16 protein-coding genes and 3 pseudogenes are annotated in these 14232 nt (G+C 70.2%); 8 read left to right on the forward strand and 11 right to left on the reverse strand.

Annotated elements, in window-relative coordinates:
• The 3 genes and pseudogenes from ACFYZS_RS03480 to ACFYZS_RS03490 form a co-directional block, all read left to right on the forward strand.
• A partial coding sequence (locus ACFYZS_RS03480; RefSeq protein WP_389006322.1) for a fibronectin type III domain-containing protein occupies nt 1-516 on the forward strand: 516 nt, incomplete at its 5' end.
• Nucleotides 517-617: 101 nt separating this feature from the next.
• A pseudogene (locus tag ACFYZS_RS03485) lies at nt 618-792 on the forward strand (transposase); the annotation flags it as partial.
• Nucleotides 793-796: 4 nt separating this feature from the next.
• Nucleotides 797-1129, forward strand: a pseudogene (locus ACFYZS_RS03490) (helicase); the annotation flags it as partial.
• A 206-nt stretch (nt 1130-1335) separates the two neighbouring features.
• Here the strand turns inward: ACFYZS_RS03490 and ACFYZS_RS03495 are convergent.
• Entirely contained in the window at nt 1336-1707 is a 372-nt protein-coding gene (locus tag ACFYZS_RS03495; RefSeq protein ID WP_389006324.1) for a winged helix-turn-helix transcriptional regulator, read from the reverse strand.
• An 83-nt stretch (nt 1708-1790) separates the two neighbouring features.
• Here ACFYZS_RS03495 and ACFYZS_RS03500 point away from each other — a divergent pair, with 83 nt between their 5' ends.
• Complete coding sequence (locus tag ACFYZS_RS03500) at nt 1791-2699, forward strand: NAD(P)-dependent oxidoreductase (RefSeq protein WP_389006326.1); 909 nt, start codon at nt 1791-1793, stop codon at nt 2697-2699.
• Between the two features lie 73 nt (nt 2700-2772).
• A complete protein-coding gene (locus ACFYZS_RS03505; protein WP_389006328.1) occupies nt 2773-3405 on the forward strand; it encodes a hypothetical protein in 633 nt (210 codons plus the stop codon).
• A gap of 627 nt (nt 3406-4032) precedes the next feature.
• Here ACFYZS_RS03505 and ACFYZS_RS03510 read toward each other — a convergent pair.
• The 5 genes and pseudogenes from ACFYZS_RS03510 to ACFYZS_RS03530 all read right to left on the reverse strand — a co-directional run.
• A pseudogene (locus tag ACFYZS_RS03510) lies at nt 4033-4110 on the reverse strand (site-specific integrase); the annotation flags it as partial.
• A gap of 185 nt (nt 4111-4295) precedes the next feature.
• The gene (locus ACFYZS_RS03515; protein WP_389006330.1) at nt 4296-4541 is read right to left on the reverse strand and encodes a hypothetical protein; all 246 of its coding nucleotides are present in this window, start codon (nt 4539-4541) and stop codon (nt 4296-4298) included.
• Between the two features lie 398 nt (nt 4542-4939).
• Nucleotides 4940-5611 (reverse strand): hypothetical protein, encoded by a 672-nt coding sequence (locus tag ACFYZS_RS03520; RefSeq protein ID WP_389006332.1) that lies wholly within the window; start codon nt 5609-5611, stop codon nt 4940-4942.
• 326 nt (nt 5612-5937) lie between these two features.
• Entirely contained in the window at nt 5938-6171 is a 234-nt protein-coding gene (locus tag ACFYZS_RS03525) for a hypothetical protein (protein ID WP_389006334.1), read from the reverse strand.
• A gap of 614 nt (nt 6172-6785) precedes the next feature.
• Nucleotides 6786-7115 (reverse strand): MerR family transcriptional regulator, encoded by a 330-nt coding sequence (locus tag ACFYZS_RS03530; protein ID WP_389007523.1) that lies wholly within the window; start codon nt 7113-7115, stop codon nt 6786-6788.
• A gap of 103 nt (nt 7116-7218) precedes the next feature.
• Here ACFYZS_RS03530 and ACFYZS_RS03535 point away from each other — a divergent pair, with 103 nt between their 5' ends.
• A complete protein-coding gene (locus ACFYZS_RS03535) occupies nt 7219-7386 on the forward strand; it encodes a CsbD family protein (RefSeq protein ID WP_389006336.1) in 168 nt (55 codons plus the stop codon).
• A 388-nt stretch (nt 7387-7774) separates the two neighbouring features.
• A complete protein-coding gene (locus ACFYZS_RS03540; RefSeq protein WP_389006338.1) occupies nt 7775-8401 on the forward strand; it encodes a hypothetical protein in 627 nt (208 codons plus the stop codon).
• A 130-nt stretch (nt 8402-8531) separates the two neighbouring features.
• Here the strand turns inward: ACFYZS_RS03540 and ACFYZS_RS03545 are convergent, their stop codons facing one another.
• From ACFYZS_RS03545 to ACFYZS_RS03555, 3 genes are all read right to left on the reverse strand, one after another.
• A complete protein-coding gene (locus tag ACFYZS_RS03545; protein ID WP_389006340.1) occupies nt 8532-8936 on the reverse strand; it encodes a lamin tail domain-containing protein in 405 nt (134 codons plus the stop codon).
• An 82-nt stretch (nt 8937-9018) separates the two neighbouring features.
• The gene (locus ACFYZS_RS03550; RefSeq protein ID WP_389007525.1) at nt 9019-9447 is read right to left on the reverse strand and encodes an RHS repeat-associated core domain-containing protein; all 429 of its coding nucleotides are present in this window, start codon (nt 9445-9447) and stop codon (nt 9019-9021) included.
• Nucleotides 9448-9652: 205 nt separating this feature from the next.
• Nucleotides 9653-10471 carry a glutamate ABC transporter substrate-binding protein gene (locus ACFYZS_RS03555; RefSeq protein WP_389006342.1) on the reverse strand — a complete coding sequence of 273 codons (819 nt, stop codon included), beginning with the start codon at nt 10469-10471 and terminating at the stop codon, nt 9653-9655.
• A gap of 688 nt (nt 10472-11159) precedes the next feature.
• Here ACFYZS_RS03555 and ACFYZS_RS03560 point away from each other — a divergent pair.
• A protein-coding gene (locus tag ACFYZS_RS03560; RefSeq protein WP_389006344.1) for an IS5 family transposase occupies nt 11160-12091 on the forward strand; the annotation gives its coding sequence in 2 pieces (ribosomal slippage) (nt 11160-11495 and nt 11498-12091; 930 coding nt in all).
• Nucleotides 12092-12106: 15 nt separating this feature from the next.
• On the opposite strand, the gene ACFYZS_RS03565 is transcribed toward ACFYZS_RS03560, so the two are convergent.
• Both ACFYZS_RS03565 and ACFYZS_RS03570 read right to left on the reverse strand, forming a co-directional pair.
• Entirely contained in the window at nt 12107-13090 is a 984-nt protein-coding gene (locus tag ACFYZS_RS03565; RefSeq protein ID WP_389006346.1) for a hypothetical protein, read from the reverse strand.
• 124 nt (nt 13091-13214) lie between these two features.
• A complete protein-coding gene (locus tag ACFYZS_RS03570; protein ID WP_389006348.1) occupies nt 13215-14120 on the reverse strand; it encodes a helix-turn-helix domain-containing protein in 906 nt (301 codons plus the stop codon).
• Nucleotides 14121-14232 lie beyond the last annotated feature (112 nt).

The raw sequence follows: 14232 nt of genomic DNA on the forward strand, positions 1-14232 counted from the left end.
CTCACGTTCTACCTCCACCGCGACGAGACCGTCACTCCCAACGGCACGCTGTCCCTGTACGAAGGGACGCGCTGCAACGACCCCGACCTCGATGGCACGATACGAGTCTCGGAAAGACCAATCGTCCTGGGCAAAGTCCGGAACGAGAACCTGGTCGTGAAGAACAGGGAGTTCCTGTCGAACGATTCGACCTCGGCGGAATTCTCGATCACACACAGGGCCGCCGCAGTGGACGTCGGGCGGCCGAACGAGCCGTCGAACGTCGTCGCCACCGCGGTCCCCGTCGGCAACGAGAAGAGCGTCCGAGTGGACTGGGAAGACACCGCCAACAACGAGACCGGTTACGAAGTCCGCAACACCACCCTCAACCAGAACTTCGGCGTCGACGCCAACACCAAGACCTTCACGGTCCCCCACCTCGACCCGAAGATCCGGTACTGCTTCCAGGTCCGGGCCGTCGGCGCCCAAGGCCCCTCTGCCTGGACGCCGGTGGGCGAGAAGGTGGAGTGCGCCTGAGCCGGTCGGCGCAGCACCGCCTGACACGCCGTCTGCCGGGTGTTCCCTGAACGTGAGCAATCCGCATCAGACGTCGGCTACCCCCACGGGCCGGCCGGGACAAGCTGACCGGCCAGGGTGGTCTGCTGCAGCAGCTCACGAAGAGGATCCTCGAGTGGGCTCTGGAAAGCGAGATCACCGACCAGCGCGGGCATGAGAAGCATGAGAAGGCCTGACTCGCGCAACACCCGCAACCGGAACCGGTCCAAGGCCGTGGTGACCGAGGTCGGCCCGGTCGTGCTCCCTCTTGGAGCACGACGCGGCGTACAACCTGCGTACGGTCATGACGTTCAACCAGAAGGCGGAGGAGGCGGCCGCGTTCGCGGACAAGCTGCCGGACACGGCGGCCGAGCTGTACGACAGTGACGCCACAGGCGCCGATCTCGCGGCCGCGGAGAACCTGCCGAAGTCGTCAATCGACGCGGAGTTCTACGAGCTGGAGGCCAGCCGCCACGTGCCCCCGGACCGGGTCTGGTCCGCGTGGCTGTGCGGGGACCACCTCGTCACCGAGCGCCGGGAGGTCCTGCGGCAGTTCGCCAACGGCATCGACGCGCACAACCGGCGCGTGCACCGGCCCGACCATAAACGACAAGCTAAGCCTCGTGAGCACAGCTGAGGCTGGCTGCTGCCCCGACACGCCTCAGTGTGCGTTCCCGGTCTGCGGCTGCTCCCTGACCACCGTGCAGCCCCGTACCCTCGGGCACAGGGCGGATGCCATGCTCTTCCGTTGCACGGTCTGTAGCACCCACCCCGGCTGCACCGACGCTTCCCGGACGCCGCTCAGACCTGGGCGGCCTCGTCGACGACGACCTTCTCGGAGCCTTCGCGGCGGATCCGCTCGGTCCCCCACGCACCGAGCGGCCCAAGTGCCTGGTTGAGCGTGCGTCCGTGCTCGGTCAGGGAGTACTCCACCCGCGGCGGCACCTCGGCGTAGACCTGCCGGTGCACGAGGCCGTCCGCCTCCATCTCCCTCAGATGCTGCGTCAGCATCTTCTCACTCACCCCCGGCAGCCCACGGCGGAGCTCCGCGAAGCGCAGGACACCACGCGCCTCCAACTCCCAGAGGATCAGCCCCTTCCACTTGCCGCTCACCACATCGAGCGCGGCATCGATACCGCAGATGTAAGGCCCGCTCCTCGGCGCCCTCGCCATCGCCGTCCCCCTTACTAAAAGGTAAGTACCGCAGAAAATAGTGGGTACTTCCGAGACTAGTAGCACTCTCCGAGCATGGAGAGGTGAACCAACGACAGGAAAGCACCAGCCGGAACAACCGCCCCGTGACCGTGATCGGGCTCGGCCCGATGGGCCAGGCGATGACACGCACCCTCCTCACCGCCGGCCACCCCGTCACCGTGTGGAACCGCACCGCGAGCCGCGCCGACGACGTCGTCGCCCGCGGAGCACGCCTCGCGGCGACGCCCCGCGAGGCGGTCGAAGCCGGTGACCTCGTGATCCTCAGCCTCACCGACTACCAGGCGATGTACGACGTCCTCGACAGCGCCACCGAGTCCCTCACCGGCCGCACGCTGGTCAACCTCAGCTCCGACACCCCCGAACGCACACGTGCAGCGGAAGCCTGGGCCGCGGACCACGGCGCCAGCTTCCTCACCGGAGGCGTCATGGTCCCCGCGCCGATGGTCGGTACGCCGGCGGCCTACGCCTACTACAGCGGCCGCGCCGAGGCGCTGGAGAGCCACCTGGCGACCTTGACGCTGCTCGGAACCCCGAGGTACCTCGGCGAGGACCCGGGCCTCGCCCAGATGATGTACCAAGCCCAGCTCGCCGTGTTCCTCACCACCCTGTCCGCACTGATGCACGCCACCGCGATGCTGGGCACCGCGGGGATGCCGGCCCGGCAAGCGCTCCCCGAGCTGCTCTCCGCCGCAGACTCGATAGGCGCCATCCTGAGGGCCGGCGAGCAGAACCCGGGCACCGCGCTCGATGCGGGGAAGCACCCCGGTGAGCTCAGCACGGTCACCATGATGGGGGCGACGGCGGACCACATCGTCGAGACGAGCGCGTCACTCGGCCTCGACCTCGCGCTCCCCCTTGCCGTGCAGGCCCACTACCACCGCGCGGTCAAGGACGGACACGGCGCCGACAACTGGACCCGCATCATCGACGGCATAAGGGCCCCGCGCTGACCGCAGATCGACGCCCCAGGGGCCGGGGCGGCACTGCGGGGTACGAGGCCACGGCACGGGGTACAGACGCGGTGTGCGACGTGAACGACTGACCTTCGACGGCTGGATCGCAGCCGTCGGAACGGCCTCCGGCACGCGTGTGGTCGTCGGTCACTGGCCCCGCTCGCCCTTCGGGCCGTTCAGTGACGTGATGCTGGAGCGCGCCGACGGCCGGCGCGTGCTGCTGGCACCCACTGCGCACACCGCGCAGTACGTCGCGGGCGTCTATCACTTCGACGAGGTCCGGACGACCCCGGTGAGCGTGCGCGGGCGCGACCGTGCGTGGGAGGTCGTGGCGGGGTCCTGCCTGACCGTGGCCTTCACCGTCGGCCGTCGCGGGGCCCTCGGCTACGCGCTGCGCGCCGTACCGAGGCCGCTCGTCCGACGGCCGCTGTGGGCGGCCGTGGCCGACGTCCCCGCCCGCCTGATGGCCGGCGTACGGACCCGGGGGAGCTCACGCCCCGGCTACCGGCAGTGGTACGCGGCCAGTGACCTGTGGCCGATCGTTGCCGCCGAGGCGTCCTTCGACGGGATCGACCTGGGGCCGCTCGCTCCCGTCGTCCCCCCGGTGCGCTTCGGCTTCGGATCTGCTCCCGCGAGGCCGGCCCTGGTACGGGTCCTCTCCACCGTCGAACGCGTGGATCGGGGCAGTGCCGTGGGGCCATGAGGCCCCGCCGGGTGCAGGTGAGGGTCATCCGGCCGATCCCGCCGTTGCGGACCACTGGGGTGTTCGGAGACGGGTCCGTCGGCTCGCGGCCGGAAGGCCGTGCCGGTCCGCCTTCGCCGACATCTCCCGCCGGGCCGCCCCTGGGGCCGGCTCCGCTGCGGAGAGCCTGACCGCCGTCGGAGTCGGTGTCGGTGTCGGTGTCGGTGTCACAAAGGCATCGCCCACACCTGCATCAAACCGCATCACCGCACTTCAACGGCAAGGTCGAACGCTCCCACCGCATGAGACGCCGAGGAGTTCCACCGCGTCCTCGCCAGCGTCTTCAACGACAAGCTGCGTGAGTGAGAGGACTACTACAGCTACCACGGCCCCCACGGCGCCCTCGGCGGCCGGACACCCTACGAACGCCTCAAGCAGAAGTCCCGGACCCCGCTGCAATCAAGCTCCGACAGTCGCACACCGAGCTCTGACGTGCCGCTGATCGAGCAAGGCGAGTCCCACTGCGAGGTGGTCTCGCGACGCAGCGGGTTTGGCACCGCTGCCCCTCTGCGCATGGTCACGCGCCGCGAGACCGGCATCACACCAGCGCGTACCTCGGGAGAGGCCTTGAGGCAGCGGCGGACGTTCAAGCTCCCAGCCGGTACCCGCGCCACACACGGCGGTGTGCCGGTCGCGCAGAGCGCGGGCCTGGCCGTAGGAGAGGCGGCCAGGGTCGTGTCATCCAAGAGGGCTGCTGTACGAACATGCCGGATCGTTTTACCAAGGTCAGCAGAACGGATTCTTCCCCTCCTGCGGCGGGTCGGCACCCGCTGCCACTGCAGGGCAGGTGGACGCGCCCGGCTGCCATCCGGGCGCGTCGTGTCACTCGGTCATGCGGGGCCGGGTGCGGCTCAGTTGCCGATGCCGGAGGTGCCGACGCCGGAGTTGCCGATGCCGTGGCTGCCGATGCCCGTGTTCGCGATGCCCGCGTTGCCCACCCCCCAGTTGGCGATGCCGGCGTTTCCAACGCCGTCGTTGAAGGCGCCGGCGTTTCCGACGCCATGGTTGCCGATGCCCGAGCTGCCCACGCCGTCGGCGGTGGCCGCGCCGGCGCCGACGGCGGCCAGCATCGCCACGCTACCCAGCACGGTCGCCACACGGTGAAGAGTCGTACGCATAGTCATATACCTCCTTCTAATGGAACTTTCCGCTCATATCCTTAACATGTGGCCAGGTCTTACCTGGGGACGCCCGAACCTGGCGTGCCGCCCAAAATCTTCGTCTTCCGGCGCTTGAGGGGCGCGGGCCGGCCCGGAAAGCCCGTTCTTCGTCGAATCGGCCCCGGCTGGGCGTCGGCCAATCGTGATCGATGCGCCCTGGACGGGCTGCGTCCCCTCTCTCAGCCTCGCCGACCAGCCGACCACGCCCGTTGTGGATGGCAACGCGTTGCTTTCGAGTATCGGGACGGCCGATCTGTTGGTCTGCAATTGAGCTGCGGTGATGGGCCGTTCCACCCTGACCGCCATGTCTCGCGGCCCCGAACCGGCCCCTCGCCTCAGCAATCGCGGCCAGTGCGCGTCCGGCCTGCGGTGAGCACCGGCTCGGGCGCCACGCCCGTTCGCTCGGCCCGCCGCCTCGACACCCGGCGCCACGCCCCCGCACCGGCCAGGAGCGCCAGCCCGTCCACCAACGCCGCGGACAGCCCCATCGCCGCGACCGCCTGCCACGAGTGCTCGTCCAGCTCCCCGCCCTCCGGCGACGCCCACAGCCGGATCCGATGCCCGTCCGGGTGCACCTTGCCCGCCGGGCGCACCTCGTCGAAGGTGCGTCCGCCGACCGACCAGACGTACCGGCACTCGACCTCGTCCTTCGGCCCCGCGCCCTCGTCCCAGTGCCGGCCGGTCACCCGGCAACTGCTGAGCTCGATCGTCACCGGTTCCGTCGTCCGCCCCCGGAGCTGGACCTGCTCCACCGTGCCGCCCGTGGTCACGACCCCGGCCAGCACCAATACCGTCAGCCCGCCAGCGGCCAGCGCGTCGGCCCACCGGTCCAGACCCGGCCGGAGCCTGAGCCCGACCAGCGCCGCCACCAGGCCCGCCCCGAGCAGGACGAGCGGCCAGGTCGTCCACGGCGTCCCGTACGCCCAGTTCCACAGCAGCACGCCCGCTCCGACGACCGCGGCCACCGACCCCCCGACCGCGACGTACCCGCCTACCTTCTTCGCCACTTCGCACCCCCTTTCCCCCCGCTACCCACCCGTCCGATCCCGCAACCACGCTGCCACCGCCAGGTAGCCGTCCGCCGCCACGTACCGAACGCGCCATGAATCGCACTCGATCACACTTCGGCGGCCCGCCCATAGGGCTGCGCCGGCAACATGAAGAAAGTTCCCGGTTAGTCAATAGCCCGGACTTCTGGGCGGGTTGGGGCGCACCGCACAAGCCCGCCTACGCGTACGAGGGCCGGATTGGCTCCTGCGGGGGACACGAAACGGGGGCCGGCACCCGTCGATGCCGGCCGCGAGGGACCCATTCGTCAGCGCGGGACGGGCGGTCAGCCGGCGGCCGCGGCCGGGCCCTGGCCGAAGGGCTGGGCGTCTCTGGTGGTCACGTCCAGGCGGATCCGCTGGAACCTCATCGAGTGCCGGAAAACACCCAGGTCACACGCCCGGTCGGCGCTGACCTCCGCCACGACGTCCGGACGGACGAGCACCACGTCCAGGACGTCGCGACTCCCCCACGTCGAGGTGAACCGCACCCTCTCGAAGCGGTGACCGGGGGCGGGCACGGCGAGGTGCTCGACAACCTGGCGGGAGACACTCGGGCGCAGCCGTACCGTCGGTCGGCTGCACGCAGCCGACCGCCCGCGTCGTGGCGGCCGAGGACGAGGAGCTGCGGGCGGGTCGGTGTGCCGGTCACGGCGTCGATGACCGCCTCCATGGCGTCCAGCCTCCGCCCGGGCCTTCGCCAGGTCCGTCGTCTGCGGGACGAGCGTCCGCGGGGCCGTCAGGGCGTGCTCGGTGGACGACTTCTCCAGTTCAGTCCTGCGGCCCCTGTAAGGCCGCCGCAGGAGCTCCGCGCCACCCGGTTGCAAGAGGTCGAAGGCGACGAGCAGGCCGGCCACCGGGCGGCCGGGGCCGGGGCGCCGCGGGCGCGGGTGGCGGCCCGGCGCTGCAACGCCTCACATGACAACCGGCCCTCCTCGACATCCCAGACGACCAGCTCGCCATCAAGGACCGGGCCGGGCGGCTACTGCTCGGCGGCCGCCTCCAGGTCCGGCCCACCCCACGACAGCTTACTCAGACGGTACACACCCGCACACCCCGTCACCAGACAAACCCGGGCAGCGTGGCCGCCGCGGGTGCCAGCCTCGCCGGCGACCGGCGGGCGCGAGGTGCGGTCTCAGGCCGCGGACGACGGGTCCGCCGACTCGGCGGCGCGGCGGTACGCGGCGTTGATGCGCTGGGCTTCCTCGAACCGGTCTTCGAGGACGATGATGCGACAAGCGGCCTCGATCGGGGTGCCCTGGTCCACGAGCTCGCGTGCGCGGGCGGCGATGCGCAGCTGGTAGCGGGAGTAGCGGCGATACCCGCCCGGTGAGCGGAGCGGGGTGATCAGGCGGGCTTCGCCGAGAGCGCGTAGGAAGCCTTGGGTGGTGCCGAGCATCTCGGCGGCCCGGCCCACCTGGTTCTTATCCGCGCAGCCGGGTAAGAGCGGCGGCCTGCCGTGCACTGCCGTACGCGGTTCGCGCAGTCGGCGGCGAGGGGGTTTGCGGCCGCCGGTGGGGAGCAGGCGCGCGGCCACGACCAATCCGGTACTACACGAGGAGGTCCCGATGTCGGGCACGGAGAAGACCAAGGCCACTGCCGAGCAGGCCAAGGGCAAGGCCAAGGAGACCCTCGGTCGAGCCCTCGGCAGCGAGCGCATAACCGCCGAAGGCCACGGAGACCAGGCACGCACCCGACAGGCCAAGGATGACGTCAAGGACACCTTCCGCCACTGACACGCGCGCACCCAGGCACTCCGCCTCTTTCGGGCCCCGACCCTCCCCCGGGCCGGGGCCCGATTCCATCCCGCGCAAACGCGGGCGCGGGCGCGCAGGCGCGACGATGCCGCCGCCAGGCGGTAGGGCGGCGGTCGTGCCGCTCGCGGTCGGCGCCAGGACGTGGGCAATGCCGCAATCGACTCCACGTCCGTCAGGTCCGGCACCTGCTGCAGGGTAGGGGTCCACAGTTCAGGACGGGGACGACCTCGGGAGGAGCGCCTCATCGAGCACCGCCGCCGCGGCTGGCGGTCGGGCGCCGGTCCAGCATGACGCCATTTGCCATGCACGCGCCACGAAACCTAGGGTCGGGCGCATCTTGATCATTCACATGGGAGTTCCCGCCAATATGCGCATTCACCGGCTCGTCAGCGTCACGACCATCCCCTTGCTCTGCCTCACGGCCCTGACCGCATGCGGGAGCGGCGACAAGGGCGGATCCCTCGATGGGCCGCTGGGCAACCAGGCGCCCGCTAAGAACGGCGGCTCGGGCGGCTTTGACGGCGGCGGCAAGGCCGGCGCCCCGGGCCTTCCCAAGGCGGGCACGATGGCCAAGGCCGCCCAGATCGTGAGCGCCTACGGCGCCTGCAACGACATCTCCACCGACCCGAAGGACGACGACTTCTTCCCCGGCGACGAGATCTACGACAGCAAGTGGGGCGTCACCGAGCGCGGCGCCTGCGGCAAGGGCACCCGCATCTTCATGTTCAAAGACCTCAAGACCTTCCAGGCCAAATACAAGGCCGAACTCGACGCCGACCGCAAGGAAAGCCCGAACAAGGGCCACCGCGGCAAGTTCCTCCTCGGCCAGGACTTCGCCGTTCTGCCCGACCAGAAGCCCGTCATCCGCAACGCGATCAAGCCCGGCGGCCTCCTCATCCTCAACTGCCACCCCGACTTCAAAACACCCAGCGGCTACCGCAAAGACCCCGCGCTCGTGCAGGGCTGCGTCCTGACGGACTACTTCGAAGACTGACCGGCGACCGGCACCGAGTCAGTCACCGTTCGTCGGAGGTGAGCCCCTCGGTCGAGGGGGGCTCACCTCCAGGTATGCGGTGTCGACGGCCACCCGCCGTCCAGGCGGCCGCCGACACCCCTGACACCGGTCAGTGGTGGCGCCGGCCCCAGGACTCGGTGTCGACCGTGCGGCCCCGGTCATCGCGCAGCGTGGCGATGTCGGAGCGGTTGTCCCAGATGTATTCGCGGCTGTTCTGGAACAGGTCGATGCGGGTGCCGCGGCCGTTGCCGGTGTGGATACGGATCGTGGTCCGGCCGTTGATGCGGACGTTGTCGACGCGGTAGCGGTTGCCGTCCGCGTCGCGCAGGGTCCAGCCGCGCAGGTTGATCACGTCGCGGGTGGTGTTGGTGATCTCCACCCACTCGTTGTTCAGGGAGCGGATCGAACGGTCGTCGCGGCCGGGGCTGTCGGCCTGGACCCGGCTGATCTCCACCCGCGGCCGCTGCTGGTGGTGACCGTCCTGCGCGGCGGCCGGCAGTGAGGCCGCGCCCACGACGGCTCCGGCGGCCAGGACGGTGGCGGCGATACGGCGGGCGGAGGAAGAAGCAAAAGAGTTGGCGAACCTGCGCTTCTTCTCACGCTTGTCGACGATCCATGACGACCAGTTCCCACCACTCCGACCGGTGTACTGCCACGACTCCCTCGTGATAGTCGACGGTCTCGCCGCTCTTGGAGTCGCTGGGAACACACCGGCTCGTGCTACCGCCACACAATCCGTCAGGGCGGAGGCCCGTCGGGTCCGAGAAGGTGATCGGGTTGTTGTTGGCGTAGGCGTAGCCGTTGGGAGACTGCGCTTGGTCGAGGCTCAGGAGTGGGTCGACGCTGATGAACTGGCCGAGATTGCTGTCATATTCGCGGGCCCCGATGTGGGTGAGGCTGGTGTCGGTGTCCTCGGGCTTGCCCAGGACCGCTTGTCGTACGGCCAGTTCGCGGGTGCCGGACTGCGTGCGGCACCAAACGGAGTGGTGTACCGCTTGGACACCGTCCAGGTGCCGTCCGCGGATACCACGAGCACGGGCGCATGGGCGGCCGGATGCGGCGGACAGGCTGGTGGACGTGGTGCTGTCCGCCGCATCCGGCTGATCATCCGCGTTACGGGCGGCGTCCTGCGATGTGCAGGGCAGTGCCGGCTTCGACGGCGCCGACGATCTGGCCCGGGCGCGGCAAGGGGGCGTGTTCCCCTCCTGCCGCGCCCGGGGCGTGGTGTCGTCAGCTGCTCGCGGAGGTGACCTGCGGGGCGGGCTCGTGCTTGAAGTTGGCCTGGCCGAAGTTCTTCTTCACGGCCGCGTCCCAGGAGCCGTCCTGGACCATCTTCTCGAGGGCGGCATTGATCTTGGCGTGCAGATCCCGGTTGCCCTTCTTGATGCCGATTCCGTAGCTCTCGCTGCTCAAGCTCAGCCCGACGAGGCGGAACTTGCCCGTGTTGCCCTTCTGGGCGGCGTAACCGGCCAGGATCGCGTTGTCCGTGGTCATGGCGTCGACCAGGCCGTCCTGGAGGGCGATCACGCACTCCGAGTAGCCGTCGAGCTCGAGCAGGCTGGCCTTCGGCGCCAGGTTCTGCTTGACGTTCTGCGCCGAGGTGGAGCCGACGGTGGAGCAGAGCTTCTTGTTGTTGAGGTCCTCGGCCTTGGTGATCGTGGCGTCGCCGGCGCGGACGAGCAGGTCCTGGTGGGCCGTGAAGTACGGGCCCGCGAAGTCGACCTTCTCCCGGCGCTTGTCGTTGATCGAGTAGGTCGCGGCGACGAACTTGACGTCGTTGTACTGGAGCAGCAGCTCGCGTTCGGAGCTGTCGACCCGCTTGAACTCGATCTGCTCCGGCTTGTAGCCGAGCTCCTTGGCGATGTACCTGGAGACGTCCACGTCGAAGCCGGAGAAGGTGCCCCCCGCCTCGCGCAGGCCGACGCCGGGCTGGTCGAAGGCGATGCCGATGGAGAGGGTCCCCTTGGGTCCTTCGCCGCCGCCGCAGCTGGTGGCGGTCAGGGCGAGGCCAATCACAGCGGCCATCGCACCAGCCTTGGGGACCTTCATGTTGCAACTCTTTCCTCGGGGACGCGGGACGCGGAGCGGGATCGCCGGTGCGCGTGGAACCGCGGGGTACGTAGAAGCGTCAAGACGCGTGTATGAGGAAGCTAAGGATGCTGCCGCCGCGGTGTCACTTGATCTGGGCAAAACTTGAGGTAACGATCCGGCTCGACCGGCGTTCCCCGTGGCAAGCGCGTACCGACGACTCCGCGCCCACAGCCGGTGCCACGTCGGCACGTCAGCACGTCGAGCACACGCCGCGAGGGGCGCCTCGACCCCGCGTAGCGCGCACCGGACCCGCGCCTCGTGCGCCCCTCCCCGCCGAACCCACCCTTCGGGGCACCCCCGCTCGGCGTGTACGTACACCAATCCCCGCTTCATAGGTGGTCGCATGTGAACGATGGGGCCCCATAAGTGTCTGGACTCGGTCCGTGCCTGTCAGGGGGCGCGGACGACCGCTCCTGAGACGAACCACTGCGCGAGGGCCGCAGCCAGATGTACGCCGGCCCGGGCCGTGCCAGAAGCGAGTTCGCCAGCTGAGCCGCACCTCAGCAGCGCGCTCCGGCGCGGCGCGCGAACCCCGGTACGCCGCTGAGCGTACGGCCCGTGAGGCGTTGGAACATCGCCATCCCTACCAGCTAGGACCTGTCCGGCCGATCATGTGACTACTCCGTGTCCGGGTCGTTGATGTGGCATGGGGCGGGGTGATCTGAATGATGCCGAGTGGGAACGGCTGCGGCCGTTCCTGCCGGTCAGCAACAGGCGTCGTGGCAGGTGGCGGGATCATCGGCAGGTGATCGACGGGATTCTGCACCGGGTTCGGACCGGCGTGCAGTGGCGTGACCTGCCCGAACGGTTCGGCCCGTGGAAGACCGTCTACGAACGCCACCGGCTGTGGTCGGGCGACGGAACGTGGGAACGCCTGCTCCAGCAGGTCCAGTTGGCCGCCGACGCGGCAGGTGAAATCGACTGGGACGTCTCGGTCGACTCCACCATCGTGCGGGCTCATCAGCACGCGGCAGGTGCCCCTACCGATCCTCCCCCTGCCCCCGCCTCAAAGGGGGCCGAGCCGGCAGAACATCAGGGCGAAACGCCGTGGCGGAGCCTGGTCGCCCGCCTGGTGGAGGTGGTGCTGGAGGTGAGGGGCTGGGCCGCTCGCGCGGCGGGTTCACCACCAAGCTCCACCTGAGCGCCGACGGCCGATGCCGCCCGCTGTCCCTGGTCGTCGCACCAGGTCAGCGGGCGGACTGCACCCGGTTCAAGCCGGTCCTGGAGAGAATCCGTGTCCCGAAGCCCGGCCCGGGCCGGCTCCGCAAGAAGCCGGACAGCGTCGCTGCCGACAAGGCCTACAGCAACGGGCCCTGCCGCCAGTACCTGCGAAGCCGCGGCATCCGGCACACCATCCCCGAGAAGACGGACAGCCAGGCCGCCCGCCTGCGCAAAGGCTCACGCGGCAGACGGCCACCCGGCTTCGATGAAGAGCGATACAAGCAACGCAACACCATCGAACGGGCCATCAACCGCCTCAAACAGCACCGGGCGGTGGCCACCCGCTACGACAAACGCCGTGACGTCTACCTCGGCACCGCAACCGCCGCAGCCCTCACCATCTGGCTCCGAACATGATCGACCGGACAAGTCCTAGTCGTTCAGGTGGGCCAGGAGGAGGTTGGGGTCCTTCGCCGTCACGTACGCGGCGCTCAGGACGTAGGCGGTGTCGTCGCGCAAGGCGATGGAGGTGGGGTTCTGCAGGCCGTCGGCGGCGGTCAGGACGGTGGAGTGGGTGCCGTCGCTCTGGACGAGGGCGACCTCGCCGGGGCCGTTGAGGGCGGCCAGGATCTGGTCGCCTCGGCCGGTGAACGCGAAGTCGTCGATTCCGGCCAGGCCGGTGGCCCGGGTCTGGACCGGGCCGGCGCGACCGTCCCGCTGGACGGGTATGCGCAGGACCGTGCCCCGGTCGAGGTTGGTGACCCACAGCGCCCCGTGGCGGATCTTCAGCCCGTTGGCGCCGAGGAATCCGGTGGAGGCCAGTTCGGGGGCGGTGGACCAGGTGCGGGGGGTGCCGCCTGTGGTGGGGACGCTCGAGATGCTGCCGAGGGCGGAGTCGGTGATGTAAAGGGTCCGGGTGCGCGGGTCCAGGGCCAGGCCGTTGGGCAGACCGGCCGCGGGCAGTGCGGCGATGCGCTGCGGTGTGCCTTCGGGGCGCAGGCGCCACACGCCGGTCAGGTCGGCGGTGCCGGCAGCGTACAGGAAGTACAGGGTGCCGTCCTGCGCGCGGACGATGCCGGTGGTCAGAGCGAAGCCCAGGACCGGGGTGTGGACGCCGCCGTCGGCCGGTGCGGGCAAGGTGGCCAGGATCCGGGTGGATCCCCCCGGGGTGATGCGGGCGACCTGGCGGGCGGCGGCGAAGGTGACGTACGCGCTGCCGTCGGGAGCCAGCGCGATGTTCTCGGGCGTCTGCTGCCGGGCCAGGTCGAAGTGCGCGGTAACGCGCGCGCAGCTCAGCGGGGCGGAGACGGCCGACGCGACGCCGGGGGTGGCCGCGACGACCGCTGCCGCGGTCAGTACGACGGCTGCCGCGGCGGTCTTGGACAGCGCGCTCTTGGCCCACGTGTTCTTGAACATGGTTCCTTCTCTGTTTTCGGGCATGCGGCAGCGGTACGCCGACGCGCGGAAGTTGGGTTGAGGGGTTGGGGGTTGGCTTGGGGGTTCGCGGATGTCTGCGTGGCGTCCGGTGGTGTGTGCCGGGTCAGCCGGAGCCGGCCGCCCGGACCCCCGGTCGCGCCGGGTCGCGCTGCGGGGTGACCTGGGCGAGCAGGGCCAGCGTGGTCCGCGCGGGCGAGTCGGCCTCGGTGGTGGCGACCACGATGCTCTGCCCCTGGTCCTGGCCCGGGCCCTGGCTCAGCGTCTGCTGGGTGACGGTCAGCGGGCCGACCAGCGGATGCCGCATCTCGTAGGTCGCGACGGCGCACGCCGTGACGCCGTGGTCGGCCCACATCGAGGCGAAGTCCCCGCTCTTCGAGCTCAGTTCACCCACCAGCGCATGGAGCGCGGTGTCGTCCGGATGCCGGCCGGCCACCAGGCGCAGATTCCCCACCACGGCCCTGGCCTTGGCCGGCCAGTCGGCGTACAGGTCACGGGTGTGGGCGTCGAGGAACACCAGCCGGGCCATGTTGGGCCGCTCCGCAGGCCGGTTAGGTGCGCCCGGGTCCAGGTGTCCGGCGAACAGCGCATGGCCCAGCCGGTTCCACGCCAGGACGTCACTGCGGCGGCCGGTCACGATCGCCGGGACGTGGGCCAGGGCCTCCAGCAGCTGGCCGGTCGCCGCCGTCACGCGCTCCGGGGCGGCCCGGCGGCCTCGGCCCGAGCCCCTCGCCGGCGCCCGGGCCAGGTTGTGCAGGTGCAGGCGCTCGGCCTCCTCCAGCCGCAGGGCCCGGGCGATCGCGTCCAGCACCTGCGGGGAGGCGTTCAGGGACTGCCCCTGTTCCAGCCGGGTGTAGTAGGAGACGCTGACACCCGCCAGCGACGCCAGCTCCTCGCGTCGAAGACCCGGCACCCGGCGCCGCTCCCCGTAGCCGGGTATCCCGAGATCCTCCGGTTGCAGCTGGGAGCGCCGCGTCTGCAGGAACTCCCCGAGCCGCACTTTTGCGTTCATGGATCCGAGTATGGGCCGGGCCCGACCGCACAGCCTGACCCTGGCGTGGATAGGCACCAGCGGGTCTGGATACCCGGCGGGACCGATGGTGACGTGGGCGTCGCCGACATGG

This window comes from Streptomyces sp. NPDC001903, assembly GCF_042891345.1.
Classification (GTDB): Bacteria; Actinomycetota; Actinomycetes; order Streptomycetales; family Streptomycetaceae; genus Streptomyces.